Origin of the sequence: Flavobacterium daejeonense DSM 17708, from assembly GCF_000425425.1 — a bacterium.
GTDB classification, from domain to species: domain Bacteria; phylum Bacteroidota; class Bacteroidia; order Flavobacteriales; family Flavobacteriaceae; genus Flavobacterium; species Flavobacterium daejeonense.
This window is the reverse complement of the sequence record NZ_AUDK01000024.1, coordinates 1-22,191: the sequence shown is the minus strand read 5'-3', so window position 1 is coordinate 22,191 and position 22,191 is coordinate 1. Positions and strand designations below refer to the sequence as shown.

Sequence of the window (22,191 nt, the reverse complement as noted above, 5' to 3'; positions counted from 1 at the left end):
ATCAACTTTGCTAGTATTTTTGTTAGTAAGTTGTGATAACGAGAATATAGATCCAATTACCAGAGTAGCTCCTGGAGAAGATGCTGCAAGTCCGGTAGTTAATATTAGTTATCCGTCTGGAGATATTGTGATCCCTTTTACAGATACACAAACAAATCTAGACGTTGATTTTACGGTTTCGGATGATATTGAAATCGCAAAAGTGAGTGTTTTAGTTGATGGAAAAACTCCTGTAGAATTCAAAGATTTTATTGACTACAGAAGGTTTGTTAAAAAATTATCTGTAGGAGTTCTTCAGTTAGGTAATCATAGTGTAACAATTGCTGCAACAGATATTAATGGCAAACTTACTACAAAGACAATGAGTTTTAAAGTTGATAATACTTACTCAGCTATTATGTCTGGCGAGAAATTCTATATGCCATTTTTTGATGGTTCATACATTGAGTTAATTAGTGAAACTAATGCTAGTGTAGTAGGATTACCAAGTACTACCAGTGCAGGGTATTTTGGATTTGCTTATGCTGGAGCAGTAGGAAGTTATTTAACTTTTCCGACCAGTAATTTAGGTTTGGGTAATGAATTTAGTGCTACGTTTTGGTATAATGTGAAAACCGGTGTATTTGCGGGAGATGACCGAGCAGGTATTTTAGTTGCTGGACCACCTGATTTAGCTAATCCAAACGCTATGAATAATAGAAAAAATGGATTTAGATTATTCAGAGAGAATGCAAGTGGAAAACAACGAATTAAACTCAATGTAGGAAATGGAACAGCTGATACATGGGTTGACGGAGGAGCCGCTGCCGATATCGAAACCAATAATGGGAAATGGAGATTCATCGCATTTAGTATTGCTAGTAATAAAGCATCAGTATATATAGATGGAGTATTGGTTAAAGAAGCTGCTCTTTCTGCGCCAATTGATTGGACTGGTTGTGATATTCTTTCAATTATGTCGGGTGAACCACGTTTTGCAGGATGGAATCACAAAGCAGATGGTGGTCTTATGGATGAACTTCGCACCTACAACAGAGCACTTTCTAAAGCTGAAATTCTAACTGTGATGAACAGGTCTAATTAAAACTATAAACCTAACTCCGGTTTGTAGTTTTAATTGGTGAATGTTTATTTTATTTATTTGGTTAATAATGGTTTAGCTGCATTTTCGGATGCAGCTAAATTAAAAAAATCTTTTTACAATGTTATATCATAAACTTAGGTATGTATCCCTTACAGCTATACTCATGCTTTTATTTAGCTGTAAGAATAGTGAGAAATCTTTTCTAATTAAGGAACATAACCGAAATAGCAGTAGAATTTCCGACGAGAAATTATTAAATACTATACAGCGTCAAACCTTTAACTATTTCTGGGAGGGTGCAGAGCCTAATTCTGGATTGGCCAGAGAGCGATTACACATGGATGATGTATATGATACATCTCCTAAAAATACCGTAACTACTGGTGGAAGTGGTTTTGGATTGATGGCTATTTTGGTTGGAATAGAACGCGGATTTATAACAAAGCAGGAGGGCTTGAAGCGCTATCTTAAAATTGTTGATTTTTTAGAACGAGCAGATAGGTTTCATGGAGCCTGGCCACATTGGTTAAATGGAGAAACAGGAAAAGTATTACCCTTTAGTAAGAAGGATAATGGCGGTGATCTAGTAGAAACTGCCTTTTTAGTTCAGGGACTTTTAACGGTTTCTGAATATTTTAAGAATGGGAATGGAGACGAACAACTATTGGTCTCTAAAATTGATAAACTTTGGAAGTCGGTAGAATGGGATTGGTACACTAAGGGTGAAGATGTATTGTATTGGCATTGGTCACCAAGTTATGGCTGGGAGATGAATTTTGCTGTTGGAGGGTATAACGAATGTCTAATCATGTACGTTTTAGCTGCTGCATCGCCTACCCATTCTATTTCTAAATCAGTATATGAGAAAGGCTGGGCTAGAAACGGAACTATTATGTCTAAAGATTTGCTTTACAATAAACCATTGGTTTTAGATTATTACCAATACGATAATGCCGCAATTGGACCATTATTCTGGGCACATTATTCTTACTTGGGGTTAAATCCAAAGGGATTAAAAGATCAATATGCAGATTATTGGAAGCTAACACAAAATCATGCTATTATTCATTATGAATATGCTAAGGAAAATCCTAAAAACTATAAAGGTTACGGCGATAGTCTTTGGGGGCTTACATCTAGTTATTCAATGAAAGGTTATGCAGGGCACAGACCCGGAAACGATTTAGGGGTTATTGCTCCAACAGCTGCATTATCGTCATTTCCTTATACTCCCGAAGCGAGTATGAAAATGCTTAGAAACCTTTATGAAAACCATAAGGATTTAATCGGGAAATATGGTCCTTACGATGCCTTTAGTTTAGAATACAAATGGATTACACCGCGATACTTGGCAATAGATCAGGGACCTATTCCTGTTATGATAGAAAATTATAGAACCGGTCTGCTTTGGGATTTATTTATGAAGAATGAAGATGTAAATGCAGGTTTAAGAAAATTAAGTTTTTCAATAGCAACAAAACCATAAATAATGAAAATATTATATTTATTAGTTTTCCCATTACTACTAGTTAGTTGTAGTTCAGATAATGGACCGGGTTATCAGGAGCCATATGTGCCAGAACCAAACAAACCTGTTGTTGAGAAGCTTACTGATTCTGAAATGTTAGATTTGGTGCAAAAGGAGACTTTTAAATATTTTTGGGATTTTGCAAATTCAAATTCAGGTGCAGCTCGTGAGCGTTTTCATCCTGATAATCCTAATTTAAATAAAAATGTTGTCACTACCGGAGGATCCGGCTTTGGTTTAATGGCTATTTTAGTAGGTATTGAACGTGGATATATTACCAGAGCTGAGGGCGTTACACGTTTACATAAAATCCTGTCATTTTTTCAATCTGCCGATAGGTTTCATGGGGCTTGGCCCCATTGGATTGATGGTGATACTGCCAAGGTTATCCCTTTTAGCACAAAAGATAATGGAGGAGACCTTGTTGAAACAGCCTTTTTAGCACAGGGGTTAATTTGTGTAAAGGAGTATTTTAAAGGAGGCCCGACTGATGAACAGGGCTTAGCTGGATTGGCCGATACGCTCTGGAAAGGAATTGAGTGGACATGGTATACGCAAAATCAAAATGCTTTATTCTGGCACTGGAGTCCAAATTATGGTTTTGATATTAATTTAAAATTAAGAGGCTATAATGAAACCATGATAGCTTATATTTTAGGTGCTGCTTCTCCGGATTTTTCGATAACTCCTCAGGTTTATGATGAAGGTTGGGCCAATAATGGAGCAATAACATCTTCAAAAATCCAATATGGCCTTCAGTTAATACTCAATCATGCAGGTGGTTCAAACTATGGTGGTCCCTTGTTCTTTAGTCATTATTCTTTTTTAGGATTAAACCCAAAAAAAGTATCTGATAAATATGGAAACTATTGGAATTTAGTTGTAAACCATACTAAAATAAACAGACAGTATTGTATTGAAAATCCAAAGAAATATGTTGATTATGGGGAAAATTGTTGGGGATTAACAGCAAGTTATTCCCGTAATTCCGATGGTAGCAGAGGATATTCTGCTCATAGTCCCTCAAACGATAAAGGAGTTATTTCGCCAACCGCAGGAATTAGTTCTATGCCTTATACTCCAAGTGAATCTTTAAAGCTAATGCACTATTTGTATCAAAATAAGGCCAAGTTACTTGGGCCGGCCGGATTTTACGATGCGTTTAGTCCGCATTATAATTATTGGGTTACCGAAACATATCTGGCTATTGACCAAGGCCCTCAAATTATTATGATTGAAAATTACAGAACGGGCTTGCTCTGGAATTTGTTTATGCAAAATGAAGAGGTTCAAAACGGATTAGATAAACTGGGATTTAATTATTAAAACAATGGAAAGAAAATTTAAAAAGAGATTAAAAATAATAGCGCTGTGCCTTTTTTGTTTGATAAGCTATATTGCATCAGCGCAAAAGAGTTTTGAATTTGTTGTTATACCGGATTCACAAACTTTAGTGGAAGAATTTCCGGAGGTTTACAAAGCACAAATGGAATGGATAGCTAATAATAAAAAAAGATTTTCATTTGCATTGCATGTCGGTGATATTACTCAAAATAATTCCGAAGAAGAATGGGAAGTTGCAAAATCGGGATTATCCTTACTAAATAAAAAAGTACCTTATAATTTGTCTCTTGGCAATCATGACATGGGTAGCAAATCAGGAAAATTTGCCGATACCCGAAACACGACATTAGCCAATACTGTTTTTCCGGTATCTGAATATATTAACAATTCTAAAGCAATTGAAACTTTCCCTAAAGGAACTATTGACAATACTTGTAGTGAATATCAATTGGCTGGTAAACGTTGGTTGGTATTTTCTTTAGAGTTTGGTCCTAGGAATAAAACATTAGTTTGGGTAGAAAATTTAATTAAAAGTCACCCACATCATAAAATAATCATTAATACGCACGCCTATATGTATGAAGACAATACGTTACATGATGGCGATGATTATTGGCAACCACAGGCCTATGGTGTAGGTAAAGATATTGGTAGTGAGGCTGTTAATAATGGTCGTGACATTTGGACTAAATTGGTCAAGAAATATAAAAATATCATGTTTGTGTTTTCAGGACACGTTTTAAAATCGGGTGTTGGAACTCTTGTTTCTACAGGCGATAAGGGTAATAAAGTTTATCAGATGCTTGCTAATTATCAAAAGCATGTAAAAGGTGAAGGCAAAGCAGATTCTGGTTATTTGCGAATTATTAAAGTAGATAAAAAACATAAAACAATTTCGGTAAAAACGTATTCACCTTGGCTCAATAAGTTTAGAACAGAACCAGAGCATGAGTTTGTTTTTGAAAATGTTAAAATTTAAAAACTTGATTTATGAAGAGTTTGATTCAATTAGGCAAAGCAATAGTAATCATTTTATTGTTATCGGCACAATTTGTTGAAGCCCAGATGAAAAGTGAATTTTCAAAAGAATACTATGTAAAAGATGATGATACACTTCAGTATAGAATGTTGCTACCCAAGGATTTTTCAGAAAACAAACAATATCCGATAGTGCTTTTTTTACATGGAGCAGGTGAACGTGGTAATGATAATGCAAAACAGTTAATACATGGAAGTAAACTTTTTGCAGATAATAACAATAGAGAAAATTTTCCTGCGATAGTAATTTTTCCCCAGTGCCCAAATGCTGATTATTGGTCGAATGCCAAAGTAAACAGAAAAACGCATCCTATTACATTGAAGTACCCTATGAAAGCGCCACCAACCAAGTCCTTGAGCCTAGTTATGGAACTTATGGAAGATTATTTAAAGAGACCATATGTGGATAGGAATAAAATTTATGTCGGAGGACTTTCAATGGGAGGTATGGGGACTTTCGAAATTCTTTATCGTAAACCCCAAATGTTTGCTGCAGCCTTTGCTATTTGTGGTGGTGGCAATCCTAAAACTGTAAAGAAATATGCTAATATTACAGATTTATGGGTCTTTCATGGGGCTAATGACGATGTTGTTAATCCGCAATTATCTGTAGCCATGGTCAGTGCTTTTTTAAAGGCAGGCGGGAAGCCAAATTTTACATTATATGCAAAAGATAATCATAACAGTTGGGATTCGGCATTTGCGGAGCCGGAATTGTTACCATGGCTTTTTTCAAAATCAAAACACAAATAAGATGAATAATAATATAATCAAAATAAAATATGCCGTTGTAGGCTTTGCAACTACCTTAATTGTAGCTTGTAATACGAATCATAAAATAATTAATAGTACGGCTTACGATAATCCTTTTGAGAAAAAAGTAGATTCGGTATTAAAACTGATGACCTTGGAAGAAAAATTAGGACAGTTAAATTTACCTTCCTCTGGAGATATTACCACCGGGGCATCACAAAGCTCTGATATAGCCAAAAAAATTCAGGAAGGCAAAGTAGGCGGATTGTTTAATATTAAAAAGGTTGCTAAAATTAGAGAAGTTCAAAAAATAGCCGTAGAAAAAAGCCGATTAGGTATTCCGTTAATTTTTGGAATGGATGTTATTCATGGTTATGAAACTACATTTCCTATTCCCTTAGGTTTATCAAGTTCCTGGGATATGGATTTGATTGAAAAAACAGCTCAAATGGCCGCTAAAGAAGCCACAGCCGATGGCATTAACTGGACCTTTTCGCCAATGGTTGATATATCACGTGATCCGCGTTGGGGTCGTGTGTCCGAAGGCGCCGGAGAAGATGTGTTTTTAGGAAGTAAAATAGCTGCTGCCATGGTAAAAGGTTACCAACAGGATGACCTTTCAAGAAATAATACAATGTTAGCATGTGTAAAACATTTTGCACTTTACGGAGCACCGGAGGCAGGCCGTGATTATAATACGGTTGATATGAGCCGAATAAGAATGTACAATGAATATTTGCCTCCTTACAAAGCGGCTATTGATGCGGGAGTGGAATCTGTAATGGTATCATTTAACGAAATAGATGGTGTGCCGGCCACAGGAAACAAATGGTTACTTACCGATTTGTTGCGAAAAGATTGGGGTTTTAATGGCTTTGTAGTCACTGATTATACAGGTATTGAAGAAATGACGTATCACGGGGTAGGCGACTTACAACAAGTGTCAGCTCAGGCTTTAAAAGCAGGTTCGGATATGGATATGGTAGCCGAAGGCTTTTTAGGGACATTAAAAAAATCAGTTGCTGGAGGTAAAGTCTCTATGGATGACATTGATAAAGCAGTAAAACGCATTTTAACGGCTAAGTTTAAACTAGGGCTTTTCGACGATCCGTATAAATATTGTGATTTAAGTAGACCTGAAAAAGATATTTTTACAGATGAAAACAGAGCCTTTGCTAGAAAAGTCGGTGCTGAATCTATGGTGTTGCTTAAAAACGAGAATAATGTTTTACCATTAAAAAAGTCAGGAACTATAGCTTTAGTTGGACCATTAGCAAATACAGCAGTAAATATGGCTGGAACCTGGAGTGTCGCAACGAAACAAGATAAATCTAATCCGTTGTTAGAGGGTTTAAAAACGGTAGTTGGTAAGGATGCAACCATTTTATACGCAAAAGGAAGTAACATCGATTATGATTTAGAATATGAAAAGCGGGTTACTATGTTTGGTAAAACTATTCCTCGTGATGGAAGAACCGATAAGCAATTACTTGATGAGGCGTTAGTCATTGCAAAGCAATCAGATGTTATTGTAGCGGCATTGGGTGAACCTGCAGAAATGAGTGGAGAGTGCAGTAGTGTGACAAATTTGCAAATACCACAGGTGCAAAAGGATTTGTTGCAAGCGCTATTGGAAACAGGAAAGCCAGTGGTTTTGGTTTTGTTTACAGGAAGACCATTAGCTATTGTGCAAGAAAACCAAAAGGTGCCGGCAATTCTTAACGTTTGGTTCCCTGGAAGTGAGGCTGGTTTGGCTATATCAGATGTGTTGTTTGGAGATGTAAACCCATCAGGTAAATTGACTGCAACGTGGCCTATGAATGTGGGACAAGTACCTGTTTTTTACAACCATAAAAATACAGGTCGTCCATTAGGAAATAAGGAAGGAAAGTTTGAAAAATTTAAAAGTAATTATATAGATGTTCGTAATGAGCCATTGTATCCATTTGGTTACGGACTTAGTTATACTAACTTCCAGTATTCTACCTTAAATCTGAGTTCAAATACGATGAGTACCGGTGGAAGCATTACAGTTTCTGTAGATGTTACCAATACTGGTGCATTTGAGGGCAAAGAAGTCGTGCAACTTTACGTAAGAGACGTGGTAGGATCGGTAACCCGTCCGGTTAAAGAATTAAAAGGATTTAAAAAAGTATTGTTGAAGCAAGGAGAAACAAAAACGATTTCTTTTCAAATAACCGAAAATGATTTGAAGTTCTATAATTCAAACCTCGATTTTATTGCTGAACCAGGAACTTTTCAGGTTTTTGTTGGTACTAATTCAGATACGAATTTGATGAAAACCTTCGAATTAATCGCAAACAATAATTAAGTTAATCAATACCGATATGTTCAAAAATATCATAATAATCATTGCCTGTTTTATTTTGCAGTTTTTACATGCTCAACAACTGCAGTCTCCTTCAAAGGAGGTTGAACTCATCTTTTCGCTAAATGATAAGGGAACAGCTGTCTATGAGGTTAAATATAAAGGTCAAGCAGTTATAAAATCTAGTCGTTTAGGCTTAAAAATTAAAAACGGGACTGATTTATTTGAAGGATTTAAAATAGTAAAATCAGAAACGGCTAGATTTGATGAGATCTGGCAACCAGTTTTAGGAGAAGAGTCTCACATTAAGAATCATTATAATGAAATTAAATTTCATTTAGTTCAAAATGAAACCAATAAAAAACTGGATATTGTTTTCAAGGTTTATGATGAAGGTGTTGCGTTTAGATACCAATTCCCCTTTAACGAAAGTGTAGAATATTTTGTAATTTCAGAAGAAATGACAGAATTTAACCTAACTGGAAATCATAAAGCGTTTTGGATTCCGGGAGATTACGATAGTCAGGAGTATGTTTATAATGAAACCAAATTATCTGAAATTGATAATTCCAAACTTGATTTAGCTAATGGGATAGCATTAAAAAGTATTCAAAGTAATTACCGGGTGCAATCGCCTTTAATGCTGAAATCTGACGCAGGGTTGTATATCAATATTTTTGAAGCAGCGGTTGTAAACTACCCCGTTATGCACTTAGATGTAGATACGTCAACGTTTCAACTAACGGCTAATTTAGCACCAAACGCAATAGGAGACAAGGCGTATTTAAGAACACCATCAACCACGCCTTGGCGCACGATAATGGTTAGTGATGATGCCCGAGAGATTGTTGGTTCTAAAATGATTTTAAACCTAAATGAACCTAATAAAATTGAAGACACTTCATGGATAATACCTATGAAGTACGTAGGCATTTGGTGGGAAATGCACGTTGGAAAATCTACATGGGATTATGCCGGAAGTCAGAATGCTCAAAATGCGGGTACTGGACGCATGATACCAACAGGAAAGCATGGTGCCACTATCGAAAACACAAAACGATATATCGATTTTGCCGCAAAGCACGGTTTTGATGCTGTTTTAGTTGAAGGATGGAATGTTGGTTGGGAAGATTGGTTTGGTAATTGGAAAGAAGATGTTTTCGATTTTACTACTCCTTATCCTGATTTCGATATTGAAGCCATTATGGAATATGCCAAATCTAAAGGTATTAAAATGATTATGCACCACGAAACTTCTGGGTCGGTTGCTAATTATGAACGTCATCTGGATAGAGCTATGGCTCTGATGAAAAAATATGATTATCCAGCCGTTAAGACAGGATATGTGGGTAGAATTATTCCACGGGGTGAATTTCACGATGGTCAAACTATGGTAAACCACTTCAATTTTGTAGCACAGCGTATGGCTGAGAATAAACTATTAGTAAACTCTCATGAAAGTGTGAGACCAACAGGTTATAGCCGTACCTATCCCAATTACATTGCAGCCGAAGCAGCAAGAGGTAATGAGTTTAATGCCTGGAGTATAGGTAATCCTCCAGCTCATGAAACCATTCTACCTTTTACAAGACTGCTTGGAGGTCCAATGGATTACACACCGGGTATTTTTGAAACAAAAATGGGTATTTACGATGAAGGTAAAAAAGATTATCAACTACATACTACTTTGGCTAAGCAATTAGCTTTATATGTCACTATGTATTCGCCATTGCAAATGGCAGCAGATTTACCAGAGAATTATGAAAATCATTTAGATGCCTTTCAGTTTATTAAAGATGTTCCGGTAGATTGGCAGAAGTCTATTTATCTGGAAGCTGAACCTGGTGATTATCTGACGGTAGTTAGAAAGGATAAAAATTCTGAAAACTGGTATCTGGGCGCAATTACTGATGAAAATGCCAGAAAGACAAGTATTAAACTAGATTTTCTTGATCCAAACCAAGTATATGTAGCGACTATTTATCAAGATAGTAAAAATGCTGATTGGAAAGATAATCCCAAAGCATACCAAATTGTTACCAAAACAGTTACTCACAAATCATATATTCAGTTAAATATGGCGAAAGGAGGAGGAACTGCCGTTAGTTTAAAATTAAAAAATTAGGCATGATGAATAAAATATCTGAAATAGTGAAGCATGGGCTGCTGTTGATAGGAAGTTTAACCTTTAGCAGTACAATGGCTCAAAATTATGAAGCCAAAGTTGATTCTCTAATGAAGCGAATGACTCTTCAGGAAAAAATAGGTCAAACGGTCATGTATAGTGGGAGTTGGGATCAAACAGGACCAATTGTAGGTTCCAATAATGGTAAGTACATCCGCGAAGGTAATATGGGGGGGATGTTAAATGCCTTTACCGTAAGAGGAACACACGATTTGCAAAAAATAGCAGTAGAAGAAACCCGCCTTGGAATCCCATTATTATTTGGTTATGATGTTATTCATGGCCACCGGACTATTTTTCCAATAAATTTAGGACTTTCAGCAAGCTGGGATTTAAAGATGGTTGAAGAAAGTGCCCGAATAGCTGCTGAAGAAGCCTCGGCAGAAGGTATTCATTGGACATTTGCTCCTATGGTTGATGTATCTCGAGAACCGCGTTGGGGAAGAATTTCTGAGGGTGCAGGTGAAGATGTGTATCTGGGTAGCCAAATAGCTAAAGCTTATGTGAAAGGTTTTCAGGGAGACGATTTATCTAAACCCAATACTATTTTGGCTTGTGCCAAACATTTTGCTGCTTATGGGGCACCACAAGCCGGACGGGATTATCATACGGTAAATATGGGCGAAGGCGAATTGCGAGATGTGTATTTGCCTCCGTTTAAAGCAGCTGTTGAGGCAGGTGTTGAAACATTTATGACTGCTTTTAACGAAATCAATGGTGTACCGGCAACCGCAAACAAATTTATATTCAAAGATATTTTAAGGAAAGAATGGGGGTTTAACGGATTTGTAGTAACGGATTATACAGCGATTAATGAATTAGTACCTCATGGTTTTGCCAAAGATGAAAAACATGCTGCTCAACTGGCTCTCGAGGCAGGTGTTGATATGGATATGATGAGCGGAGCTAATCGATTGTATTTAGAAGAATTAGTTAAGGAAAATAAAATCGATGAAGGATTAATTAATCAGGCATGTAAACGTATTTTATTAGCAAAATTTAAATTAGGTCTTTTTGATGATCCTTATCGCTATATTGATGAAGAGCGTGAAAAAACAACCAAATACAAACCTGATTTTTTAGATAAAGCAAGAGCGATTGCTGCTGCCTCTTCTGTTATGTTACAAAATAACAATCATGCTTTACCGATATCAAAAAATACCAAAAAGATTGCTTTTATCGGTCCACTGGTAAAAGATGAATACGATATTATTGGAAATTGGGCGGCCAAAGGCGACCGAAATGGAAAAGCTGTCAGCGTATTTGAAGGGATATCAGAATACTTAACATCAAACCAAATTTTATACGCAAAAGGCTGTGAGATTTTAAAAGAGGACAACTCTGGTTTTAAAGAGGCTATAAATGTATCTAAAGCTGCAAATGAAATTGTTTTGGTGATGGGTGAAGGGCATCACATGAGTGGTGAAGCGGCTTCGAGAACCAATTTAAAAATACCAGGCATTCAACCAGAACTTATTAAACAAATTCGCCAGGCTAACCCAAATAAAAAAATAACACTAGTACTGATGAATGGTCGTCCATTAAATCTATCTGAAGAAGTAGGATTGGTTGATGCTATTTTAGAGGTTTGGTTTCCAGGTACTATGGGTGGGGCAGCTGTAGCCGATTTGTTATTTGGCGAAGTAAATCCTTCCGGAAAATTGACCGTAACTTTTCCACGTAATGTAGGTCAGGTGCCGATATATTACAATATGAAGAATACAGGAAGACCAATCCCTGAAAGTAACCCGAAAGAAGATTATAAAAGTAATTATATAGATGTATCTAATTCTCCATTATTTCCTTTCGGGCATGGTTTAAGTTATACCAATTTTAATTATTCCGATTTTAAATTATCTTCAGATACTTTAACATTTTCCGGAGAAATAGAGGCCTCGGTAACAATTACTAATACAGGCAAAATGGATGGACATGAAATCGTTCAGCTTTACCTTCACGATAAAGTGGGAAGTGTTACCCGACCAGTTAAAGAACTTAAAGGCTTTCAAAAGATATTTTTGAAACAGGGAGAGAGTAAAACAGTGCGTTTTACTATTACTGCCCAAGATTTAAAATTCTATAATAACCAGATGCTATTTGATGTAGAACCGGGTGAGTTTGAAATTGTTATTGCCCCGAGTTCCAACTTCAAATTTCAACACAAATTTAATTTAGTTGATTAAAAATTAAGATTATGTCATTCACCAAAAATACCATACTAAATGTAATAATGACGTTGTGTTTGGCTTTATCTTTAAAGGGTAAGGCCCAATCTAAGGTTATAAATTCTGGTTGGCAATTTTCAGAAGATAAAATCAAGTGGGAAACGGTTAATATACCTCATAATTGGAATACAAATGATGCTTTTGACGATGAAAGTGGTTATAGACGTGGGTTAGGTTATTATAAAAAGCTGGTTTTTATCCCCTACGAAAAAAAGAATAAGGTACATTATTTAAAGTTTAATGCTGTAAATCAGGAGGCCACAATTTATGTAAATGGAAAATTAATAGGAAATCACAAAGGAGGTTACACCGCTTTTAATTTTGATATTTCTAAAATTATTAATTATGACCAATATAATTTGATAGAGGTCACGGTTGATAATTCACATAATTTGGATATTCCTCCATTAGATGCTGATTTTACATTTTATGGAGGGATATATCGGGATGTCGAATTGATAACTTTGGAAAAGCAATATTTCTCAATCTCTGATTTTGCTTCCGATGGGTTTTATGTCGATTATTATGATGTATCTGAAGACAAAGCAGGAGTAGAAATTACGGCTATTTTTAATAATTCAGATTCAAAAGACATTAAGACTACTTTAAATGTAAAATTGTTTGATGCTCAAGGCGGGGAAGTGCAAAATTTGCTTAAATCATTACTTCTTCCTGCTAATGCTTCTAAAGAAACAAAGTTTAAATTACCTGAAGTATTAAATCCTAAGCTTTGGTCTCCGGACAGCCCATACCTATACCGCTTACAATTAAAATTATTGGATGCTAATGGTCAGGTTTTAGATATTAAATATGCGAATGTTGGATTTCGATGGGTTTCAGTCGATGCTCAAAATGGTTTTTACCTCAATGGAAAACCTATAAAACTGATTGGTGTAAACCGACATCAGGATTATGAGGGTTATGGAAATGCAGTGCCTCTTGAGCTTCAAAAACAAGATATACATCTGATAAAAAATATGGGCGCAAATGTGATACGTTTTGCCCATTATCCTCACAGGCGTGAACTGTACGACTTATGTGATGAACTTGGTATTTTGGTATGGACAGAAATTCCTATTGTCAATAAAGTAACAGATTCGAAGGCTTTTTTTGAGGTAAGTACAAACATGCAAAATGAGCATGTAAAACAATATTTTAACCATCCTTCAGTGGTAATGTTTGGTTATATGAATGAAATATTTTTAAGGCTGGCATTTAATGGAAAACTAACTAACGAAGAGCGTGAAAAGGAGAAAAAAACGACCTTGAAACTGGCTCAACAGTTGGAAGATTTAACCCGAAAGTTGGCTCCAAATCACATAACGGTTATGGCTGGTCATTTGAATGAGGTATACAACGAAACGGGTATTGCCGATGTACCAAAACTTTTTGGATGGAATCTTTATTTTGGGTGGTACGATAAAGAAATTTCAGATTTAGGAATTTTTCTGGATGAGCAGCATAAACGCTACCCTAACAGAGCGATGCTGCTGTCAGAATATGGACCGGGAGCCGATGTTCGTATTTTTACCAAGACACCTGGAAAATTTGATTTTTCAACAGATTATCAGGCAAAATTACACCAATCGTATTACCAACAAATCAATAGCAGGCCTTTTATGTCTGGCATGACCGCTTGGAATTTTGCCGATTTTGGTTCAGAATTTAGAGGTGATGCTATTCCACATGTTAATCAAAAAGGGCTCGTCCAGTACGACAGAACACCTAAAGATATTTATTATTGGTACAAATCGGTTTTAGATAAAAAAACAGCATTGCTGCATATTGCTTCTGATTATTTGTCCGGACTTATATTGTTTGAAAAAGAAACCTATGCCATAAATGTATTTTCAAATCAAAATGATGCAGCCGTTTTTTTAAACGGAAAGAAATTCAAAACTGTAAGCTTTGAAAACGGGGTTGCTATTCTTGAAATGCCATTTAAAAACGGACAAAATGTAGTTAAGGTTGTGTCTGGTAAAATCTCCGAAGAACGTTTAATAAATGTGCTAAAAATTGAAAACTTAGATTTTAAAAATTTTAAGCGATTCGGAATCAATATGGGGGCACATTTTTATTTTACAGATGAAGAACATCAATTCACTTTTGTACCAGATCAACCCTATAAAAAAGGATGGTTTGGTTATGTTGATGGTAAGCCATTTGGTATGACAAAGGATAAAAATCAAGGTATCCCGCATAATATTAAAAATTCAAATTCAGAGCCCTTATTTCAGACCATGCTGGAAGGATGCTCAAGTTACAAAGTTGATGTGCCGGATGGTTTATATAAAGTGGACTTGTTTTTTGTCGAACCACAAATAAAACCCGATGAAAATATTTATAATTTATCTGGTTCTGTGTCTCAGGAACAAAATACAAATCAAAGAGTATTTAACATCTATATTAATGAATTGTTAGTTGAAAAACAATTTAATCTGGCTGAAAGATATCCCGAAAAATATGGAGTTAAGATAACATCAGTGGTTGAAGTAAATAATAAAAAAGGGCTGACCATTGCATTGCAACCCATTAAAGGAAAAACAGTGATTAGTGGTATATTAATAGAAAAATTAGAATAAATGAAGTATTTCTGTTTATTAATATTAGTGTTATTTTTTTTGAGTTTATCTGCTCAAAATAAAGTAACTTTTACATATGCTATAAAGGGAAATGATACCTTAAAGTTGGATGTTTATACACCAAATCGAATCAAGAAATCTCAAAAATTACCAGTTTTACTCTGGATGCATGGGGGTGGTTTTTCGGTGGGTTCAAGAGATTATAAAGACGATGCTGAGTTATGTTCGTATGCGGCAAATAATGGTTATATAGGTATTTCAATTTCATACCGGTTACTAAGAAAAGGTACTGAAAGCGGCTTTGGATGCGATTGTTCTAAAGAAGATAAATTAGAAACCTTTAAGCAGGTAGTGATAGATTACCTAGATGCAGCAGCATTTGTAGTTGAAAATGCGGAAGAACTTAAAATAGACACTAATTATATTATTGCTGGAGGTAGCAGCGCTGGAGCAGAGGGTACTTTAAATGCTGTATTTATGCGCGAACATTTTGCAGATAGCCTTGAAAAATACAAAGATGTAAAGTTTGCTGGTATTTTTTCTTGTGCTGGAGCCGTTGTTAATGCTGATTATATTACTGAAGTTAATGCGGTACCCAGTGTACTGTTTCATGGAACAAACGATCAGTTGGTGCCCTTTGGGGTAGCTTCTCATCATCTTTGCAATCCAGAAAAGCCGGGTTACTTGATGTTAGATGGCTCTCAAGTTATCGCAAATAAACTAGAAATCCTGGAAAAACCCTATTATTTTAACATTGTTAAAGGAGGTAGGCACGAAGTGTCGGTCATACCGTTTTCCGATTTAGATAAGGTTTTTCAATTTTTTCAAAAAACAATTATGAATAAGGAAATAATTCAAACCAAAACTATAAAAACTAAAAAAATATGAGATACTTAGTGTATATTGGATGTTTCATCCTTTTGTTACAATCGTGTAAAATTAAAGAGGTTAAGAAAGAAAGTAATCACCAAATGAAACGCCCTAATATTGTTTATATTATGGCTGATGATCATGCGGAACAAGCCATAAGTGCCTATGGTCACCCTATTAGTAAATTGGCACCAACACCTAATATTGACAGAATTGCAAAAGAAGGTGTTTTATTTAGAAATAATTTTTGTACCAATTCTATTTGCGGACCAAGTAGAGCTGTTATTTTAACAGGTAAATTTAGTCATGTTAATGGGTTTAAAATGAATGGAAATCATTTCGATGGAAATCAACAAACCTTCCCAAAATTACTTCAAAAAGCTGGGTATAAAACAGCTGTGATTGGAAAATGGCATTTAGATGCCTTGCCTCAGGGATTTGATTATTGGAATATTTTAACCGATCAGGGAAATTACTATAATCCGGATTTTATTTCAGAACGTGTTGATACAAAAATAGTTGATACAACCAGAGTGGAAGGATATGTAACCGATATTATTACCAATGAAGGTTTGGCATACCTAAAGAAAATCAAAAAATCAAAACAACCTTTTATGTTGATGTTGCAGCATAAAGCACCCCATAGAAACTGGATGCCAGCGTTACGCCATGCCAATAAATTTGATTCTGTACAGTTCCCATTACCAGATACCTATTTTAGTCACCACGAAGGATCTAAAGGTTCAAGAGATCAATTACAAACGATTTACAAAGATATGTATGAGGGACATGATTTAAAATTAACAAAACAGAAGGGTAGTTCTGAGTTAGCTTGGAACCCATGGAAAACTGATTTTGAAAGAATGACAGCTGAACAACGTGCGGTATGGGATAAAGCGTACCAACCTAAAAATGATGCATTTCACGATGCTAATTTATCCGGCAGAGCTTTAGCAGAATGGAAAGGACAACGTTATTTGCAGGAGTATCTGGCCACTATTGCAGCTGTTGATGAAGGTGTTGGTGAAATATTAGATTATTTAGAGAAAAGTGGTTTGGCAGAAAATACTATTGTAATTTATACTACAGATCAAGGATTTTATTTAGGAGAAAAAGGCTGGTTTGATAAACGTTATATGTATGAAGAATCATTGGCTATGCCTTTACTAATGAAATATCCTAAACATATTAAAGCGGGTAGCGAAATAAATGCTTTAACGCAAAATCTGGACTTTGCTGAAACATTTTTGGATTATGCAGGAATAGAAATTCCAAAAGATATGCAAGGAAAATCCTTACAGCCATTATTAGAAAACAAAATGAAAGATGTTGATTTTAGAGATGCGGTCTATTACCATTACTATGATTATCCGGCATTTCATATGGTTAAAAAGCATTATGGTATAAGAACAGAGCGCTATAAGTTAATGCACTTTTATGATGATATCGATACTTGGGAATTATACGATTTGGAAGAAGATCCTAAAGAAATACATAATCAAATTGATAACCCTAAATATGATGGAATTGAATCTCAATTAAGATTGCGTTTGACCGAATTACAAAAGCAGTATGAGGTAACAGATAAAGAAATGGAACAGGCACCAAAGGATCAGGTTCAAAAAGCCTTCAAACAATTTGAAAAAATAAGAGGAAATACAGGTACATCTTATGATCCTATAACAAATAAAGAAACAAAACTATAGCACGATGAAGAATATATTAATACTAATATCCCTACTGGTATCAATAATATCATGTAATTCTATCAAAAATAAAAATACAGCTCATAAGAATTTGAAACCTGTAAACGCTGAGAGAATTAAGAATAATTCGCAGACTTATTGTAATCCTTTAGATATTGATTATACGTATATGGTTTACAATTCGAGCAGAAATCAATCGTATCGTTCGGGTGCAGATCCTGCTGTAATTGAATTCAAAGGAGAATATTACATGTTTGTTACCCGTTCTTTTGGGTATTGGCATTCTTCAGATTTGGTGAATTGGAATTTTATTAAACCGCAACAATGGTTTTTTGAAGGTTGCAATGCCCCTACAGCCTTTAACTATAAAGATTCTCTGGTTTATTTTGCAGGTAATCCTGCCGGTTACGGAAGTATTCTTTATTCTGATAATCCAAAAGAAGGAAAATGGTCACCTACACCTTCAATTTCTAACAATATTCAGGATTCGGAATTATTTATAGATGATGATGGTAAAACCTATTTATACTGGGGTTCGTCTAATGTTTACCCAATTCATGTAAAAATGCTTAATAAGGACGATCGTTTTCTGGAAACCGGTGTTAAAAAGGAATTAATAAATTTAGTGGAAGAAGAACACGGCTGGGAACGTTTTGGGGAAAATAATTATCATCCAACATTAAAAGAAGGTTATATGGAAGGCGCTTCCATGACTAAACATAATGGGAAATATTATTTGCAGTATGCAGCTCCTGGTACGCAATTCAATGTTTATGCTGATGGAGTTTACGTTGGAGATTCTCCACTTGGACCTTTTGAATATATGAAAAATAACCCAATGTGTTTTAAACCAGGAGGTTTTACAAATGGGGCTGGACATGGTATTACGGTTAAGCAAACCAATGGACAATACTGGCATTTTGCAACAATGGCTCTTGCTTCTAATGCACAATGGGAACGTCGTTTGTGTATGTTTCCTACTTATTTTGATAAAGAGGGATTAATGTATACCAATACTGCTTACGGTGATTATCCACGTTACGCACCAAATCATCCTACCAAAGCAGGAGAGCATAATGGATGGATGTTACTTTCTTATAAAGCTAATGTTATTGTATCATCATCTTTAAAGCAGATTATGAAATTTACTTCCAATAATGATGAAGTTGAAGTTTCTGAAATTCTATTAGAAAAGAATGTAAATGGTGATATTATTTCCAAAGTATTAACAGATGAAAACCCAAAAACATATTGGGTGGCTGAAGCCAATAATGATAAACAATGGATAAATATTGAAATGCAAAATTCAGGAAAAATTCATGCTTTTCAATTGAATTTTCATGACCATGAGACAGGAATTTATACTCGAACAGAAGGATTGAGACATCGTTTTACGATTGAAGTTTCACAGGATGGTAAAAACTGGCAAACTGTTATCGATAGAAGCAAAAGTAATATTGATGCACCTAATGCATATATTGTTCTTGACAAACCTATAAATGCCAAATATGTACGCTATAATAACGTGGAAGTACCAGGTACTCACTTTGCCATGTCTGAACTCAGGGTATTTGGTTTAGGCAATGGTCAAAAACCAGAAATAGTAAATGGATTTGCAATTAATCGTGAAACCGATAGAAGAGATGCAAGCTTTACCTGGAACCCGGTTAAGGGGGCCCAAGGTTATAATATACGTTGGGGAATTGCACCTGATAAATTATATCAGTCCTGGCTAGTCTATGATACCAATGAACATTTTATGCGCTGTTTAGACCGTGATACCCCTTATTATTTCACAATAGAAGCATTCAATGAGAATGGTATTTCAGAAAAAAGTAAAATCTACGTAGTGGAGTAATTATTATTATTACAATGCAATCATTTATAATTTTTTTATTTTTAAATAGAATATCATGAATAATTTTGTAATCCTTTTCAGTTTTATTATATCTTTCCTTGGTTTGCAAGCGCAAGAATTATCAATAATGACTTATAATATTAAACTTGATTATCCGAAAGAGGGAGATAATAGTTGGACAAACAGAAAACCATTTTTTATCGATCAGTTAAAATTTTACGAGCCCGATATTTTAGGTGTTCAGGAACCCATGCCAAACCAAATGAAAGATATAGATAGTTTATTGCCTAAATATAGTTTTGTTGGGGTAGGTAGAGATGATGGTAATAATGTAGGCGAGTACTCAGCTATTTTTTATAAGAATGATAAATTTAAAGTTTTGAAATCCGAAACCTTTTGGCTTTCTCCAACACCAGAAAAAGTTTCCAAGGGCTGGGATGCAGATTGCAATAGAGTCTGTACATATGCATTGTTTGAAGATATTGTAACAGGGAAAAAGTTTTTGGTCTTTAATACTCATTTTGACCATATTGGAATGGTCGCCAGGAATAAGAGTACGATTTTAATCCTAAAAAAAATAAAAGAAATTAATATTCATGACTACTCTGTGATTTTGAGTGGAGATTTCAATATGGAAGAATCAGATAATAATATTAAATATATTTCTGAAAAATTGAATGATTCTAAAACTATAGCTAAAAACATATTTGGACCAACAGGAACTTTTAATGATTTTGAATTTCACAAACCAGTTACTAGGAGAATCGATTTTATTTTTTTAAGTAAAGATATTTTAGTTGAGAAGTATGCTGTCTTAAGTGACTCAAAAAATTGTCGTTACCCATCAGATCACTTACCCGTTTATATAAAAATTACTTTGTAAGTAAATAGTTTTGAATATAAAAATAGGAATTTAATTTCATCCTAATTGGTTAACAACTAAATTTTTTGTCAAATTGCTGGTAAAGTAGGTGAAGGAGATTATTCATTAGAATGTATAACAGCATTCTGAATTTGTAGTATACCTTTAGTAAATCTAAAAATCAATCTAAATTTATACATAGTGAGTTTGGTAGGAAAGAGTTTAAATAAAAGATAATTATGATTAGCAGAGAGAAAAGAATAATAAGAATCGTAGTTTTTATAATTATTCCTTTAGTAAGTTTTTTATGTTTTTTAATTTATTATTCCATTCTAATAGATAAAAACAAAAGTTTAGGTAATAATCAAATTGAGAAAATATTAATAGAATCTAAGTTTGAACTAACCATCGAAAACAAAAACAACAAACCTAAGATTACTCCGAAAGGAATGGTTTGGATTCCTGGGGGCGAATTCTCGATGGGAAGTAATTTTGATGATGAGAGTTTATGTAGTATCAAAGGTGTAACTAATGATGCCAGACCTATTCACAGGGTTTATGTAGATGGTTTTTGGATGGACAAGACTGAGGTGACTAATAAAGAATTTGCTGCATTTGTAAAAGCTACAGGCTATGTAACAGTAGCCGAGATTAAGCCACTTGCAGAGGAATTTCCAGGAGTTCCAATATCTAAATTAATTGCCGGATCGGCCGTTTTTACACCTACAAAAATTAAGGTTGATTTAAATAATTATTTGGCATGGTGGGAATATGTAGGCGGTGCCGATTGGCGACACCCTACAGGTCCAGGTAGTTCGATTGAAGGAAAAGATAATTATCCTGTTGTACAAGTTGCCTATGAAGATGCGGTTGCTTATGCTAAATGGGCAGGTAAACGATTGCCAACAGAAGCAGAATGGGAATTTGCTGCCCGAGGCGGAATAACAGGCGCTTCCTATATCTGGGGAAATGTTTTGATGCCTGATGGGAAATTCCAAGCTAATATTTATCAAGGAGATTTTCCTGTTGATAAAGGAGATACAGCAGAAGATGGTTTTGTAGGTGTAGCTCCGGTAGCTCAATACAAGCCAAACGGATATGGATTGTATGATATGGCTGGTAATGTATGGGAATTGATTAATGATTGGTATAGTGAGGATTATTATCAGGAATTAGCAGTCCAGGCTGAGGTGACTCGAAATCCGCAAGGACCCGAAAAGAGTAAATACTTCCAAGAGCCTAATGCCTTGACTAAAGTACATCGAGGAGGTTCTTTTTTATGTACAGATGAATATTGCACGAGATATTTAATAGGATCAAGAGGTCACGGGGAAATTAAATCATCGGCTAATCATATTGGATTTAGATGTGTGAAATAGTTTTTTTTTAAAATATAGTAGTTTGTAAAAGCATGAATACGCCCCGCAAGTGCCTGACCATAAGAAAGAGCATTTGCGGGGCGAAATTTTTCAGCCCTTTTCTTTAAAAGGGCTTATTTAATTAGTCATTCCTTAAAAAGCCACTATTTTAAATCTCGATTAAAATAGTGGTTTTGTTTTTAGTAAAAAAGTTGAACAATAATTGTAGCCAAAAAATAATTTGCTCTTTGATTTGATTAAATCTGAGCTTTAGATTGTATCCAATTCCCGCTAGTAGTGCATTATGAACATCTCCAGTCACGCCTTTAAGGAAGTTTAGTCCTAAAGAATGATTTTTTTTCAAGTGTGAGATTGTAGGTTCGATGGCTGCTCTTGCTCTAAATCTTTTTCTAGCTACTTCTTGTTTGTATTTTGTTTTTTCTTTATTGTTTTTTGGTATTAATACCTG

At 35.0% G+C, this 22,191-nt stretch carries 14 protein-coding genes and 1 pseudogene; 14 read left to right on the top strand and 1 reads right to left on the bottom strand.

Going from position 1 to position 22,191, the window contains the following annotated elements; genetic code table 11:
- Window positions 1-7 precede the first annotated feature (7 nt).
- The 14 genes from H599_RS0115215 to H599_RS19885 all read left to right on the top strand — a co-directional run bounded on the left by H599_RS0115215 (window position 8) and on the right by H599_RS19885 (window position 21,743).
- A complete protein-coding gene (locus tag H599_RS0115215; protein WP_162174268.1) occupies window positions 8-1,084 on the top strand; it encodes a LamG domain-containing protein in 1,077 nt (358 codons plus the stop codon).
- Window positions 1,085-1,202: 118 nt separating this feature from the next.
- On the top strand, window positions 1,203-2,570 hold the full coding sequence (locus H599_RS0115205; RefSeq protein WP_026714909.1) for a glucoamylase family protein: 1,368 nt from the start codon (window positions 1,203-1,205) through the stop codon (window positions 2,568-2,570).
- A 3-nt stretch (window positions 2,571-2,573) separates the two neighbouring features.
- Window positions 2,574-3,938 carry a glucoamylase family protein gene (locus H599_RS0115200; RefSeq protein WP_026714908.1) on the top strand — a complete coding sequence of 455 codons (1,365 nt, stop codon included), beginning with the start codon at window positions 2,574-2,576 and terminating at the stop codon, window positions 3,936-3,938.
- Window positions 3,939-3,942: 4 nt separating this feature from the next.
- Entirely contained in the window at window positions 3,943-4,935 is a 993-nt protein-coding gene (locus H599_RS0115195) for a metallophosphoesterase (RefSeq protein ID WP_035141742.1), read from the top strand.
- An 11-nt stretch (window positions 4,936-4,946) separates the two neighbouring features.
- Window positions 4,947-5,747, top strand: coding sequence for a carboxylesterase family protein (locus H599_RS0115190; protein ID WP_026714906.1), 801 nt, complete (start codon window positions 4,947-4,949; stop codon window positions 5,745-5,747).
- 1 nt (window position 5,748) lies between these two features.
- A complete protein-coding gene (bglX, locus tag H599_RS0115185) occupies window positions 5,749-8,079 on the top strand; it encodes a beta-glucosidase BglX (RefSeq protein ID WP_026714905.1) in 2,331 nt (776 codons plus the stop codon).
- A gap of 16 nt (window positions 8,080-8,095) precedes the next feature.
- Complete coding sequence (locus tag H599_RS0115180) at window positions 8,096-10,201, top strand: glycoside hydrolase family 97 protein (protein WP_026714904.1); 2,106 nt, start codon at window positions 8,096-8,098, stop codon at window positions 10,199-10,201.
- Window positions 10,202-10,203: 2 nt separating this feature from the next.
- Window positions 10,204-12,444 (top strand): glycoside hydrolase family 3 N-terminal domain-containing protein, encoded by a 2,241-nt coding sequence (locus H599_RS0115175; RefSeq protein WP_245600530.1) that lies wholly within the window; start codon window positions 10,204-10,206, stop codon window positions 12,442-12,444.
- 11 nt (window positions 12,445-12,455) lie between these two features.
- On the top strand, window positions 12,456-15,068 hold the full coding sequence (locus H599_RS0115170; protein WP_081810582.1) for a glycoside hydrolase family 2 TIM barrel-domain containing protein: 2,613 nt from the start codon (window positions 12,456-12,458) through the stop codon (window positions 15,066-15,068).
- Window positions 15,069-15,956: an alpha/beta hydrolase gene (locus tag H599_RS0115165; RefSeq protein WP_026714901.1), complete on the top strand. Its 888-nt coding sequence runs from the start codon at window positions 15,069-15,071 to the stop codon at window positions 15,954-15,956.
- Window positions 15,953-17,644, top strand: a complete 1,692-nt coding sequence (locus tag H599_RS0115160; protein ID WP_026714900.1) for a sulfatase family protein — start codon at window positions 15,953-15,955, stop codon at window positions 17,642-17,644. The genes H599_RS0115165 and H599_RS0115160 overlap by 4 nt, the downstream gene beginning before the upstream one ends.
- Before the next feature lie 4 nt (window positions 17,645-17,648).
- Window positions 17,649-19,502 carry a family 43 glycosylhydrolase gene (locus H599_RS0115155; RefSeq protein ID WP_026714899.1) on the top strand — a complete coding sequence of 618 codons (1,854 nt, stop codon included), beginning with the start codon at window positions 17,649-17,651 and terminating at the stop codon, window positions 19,500-19,502.
- Window positions 19,503-19,557: 55 nt separating this feature from the next.
- Window positions 19,558-20,385 carry an endonuclease/exonuclease/phosphatase family protein gene (locus tag H599_RS0115150; protein ID WP_026714898.1) on the top strand — a complete coding sequence of 276 codons (828 nt, stop codon included), beginning with the start codon at window positions 19,558-19,560 and terminating at the stop codon, window positions 20,383-20,385.
- 218 nt (window positions 20,386-20,603) lie between these two features.
- Complete coding sequence (locus H599_RS19885) at window positions 20,604-21,743, top strand: formylglycine-generating enzyme family protein (protein WP_081810581.1); 1,140 nt, start codon at window positions 20,604-20,606, stop codon at window positions 21,741-21,743.
- Between the two features lie 148 nt (window positions 21,744-21,891).
- Here H599_RS19885 and H599_RS20930 read toward each other — a convergent pair.
- Window positions 21,892-22,191 (bottom strand): annotated as a pseudogene (locus H599_RS20930) (hypothetical protein); the annotation flags it as partial.

Excerpts from the sequence above, each read along its gene's own strand:
- H599_RS0115150 (WP_026714898.1), top strand. The coding sequence starts at position 19,558 with ATGAATAATTTTGTAATCCTTTTCAGTTTTATTATATCTTTCCTTGGT.
- bglX (WP_026714905.1), top strand. The coding sequence starts at position 5,749 with ATGAATAATAATATAATCAAAATAAAATATGCCGTTGTAGGCTTTGCA.
- H599_RS0115200 (WP_026714908.1), top strand. The coding sequence starts at position 2,574 with ATGAAAATATTATATTTATTAGTTTTCCCATTACTACTAGTTAGTTGT.
- H599_RS0115155 (WP_026714899.1), top strand. The coding sequence starts at position 17,649 with ATGAAGAATATATTAATACTAATATCCCTACTGGTATCAATAATATCA.
- H599_RS0115205 (WP_026714909.1), top strand. The coding sequence starts at position 1,203 with ATGTTATATCATAAACTTAGGTATGTATCCCTTACAGCTATACTCATG.
- H599_RS0115165 (WP_026714901.1), top strand. The coding sequence starts at position 15,069 with ATGAAGTATTTCTGTTTATTAATATTAGTGTTATTTTTTTTGAGTTTA.
- H599_RS0115190 (WP_026714906.1), top strand. The coding sequence starts at position 4,947 with ATGAAGAGTTTGATTCAATTAGGCAAAGCAATAGTAATCATTTTATTG.
- H599_RS0115195 (WP_035141742.1), top strand. The coding sequence starts at position 3,943 with ATGGAAAGAAAATTTAAAAAGAGATTAAAAATAATAGCGCTGTGCCTT.
- H599_RS19885 (WP_081810581.1), top strand. The coding sequence starts at position 20,604 with ATGATTAGCAGAGAGAAAAGAATAATAAGAATCGTAGTTTTTATAATT.
- H599_RS0115180 (WP_026714904.1), top strand. The coding sequence starts at position 8,096 with ATGTTCAAAAATATCATAATAATCATTGCCTGTTTTATTTTGCAGTTT.
- H599_RS0115160 (WP_026714900.1), top strand. The coding sequence starts at position 15,953 with ATGAGATACTTAGTGTATATTGGATGTTTCATCCTTTTGTTACAATCG.
- H599_RS0115175 (WP_245600530.1), top strand. The coding sequence starts at position 10,204 with ATGATGAATAAAATATCTGAAATAGTGAAGCATGGGCTGCTGTTGATA.
- H599_RS0115170 (WP_081810582.1), top strand. The coding sequence starts at position 12,456 with ATGTCATTCACCAAAAATACCATACTAAATGTAATAATGACGTTGTGT.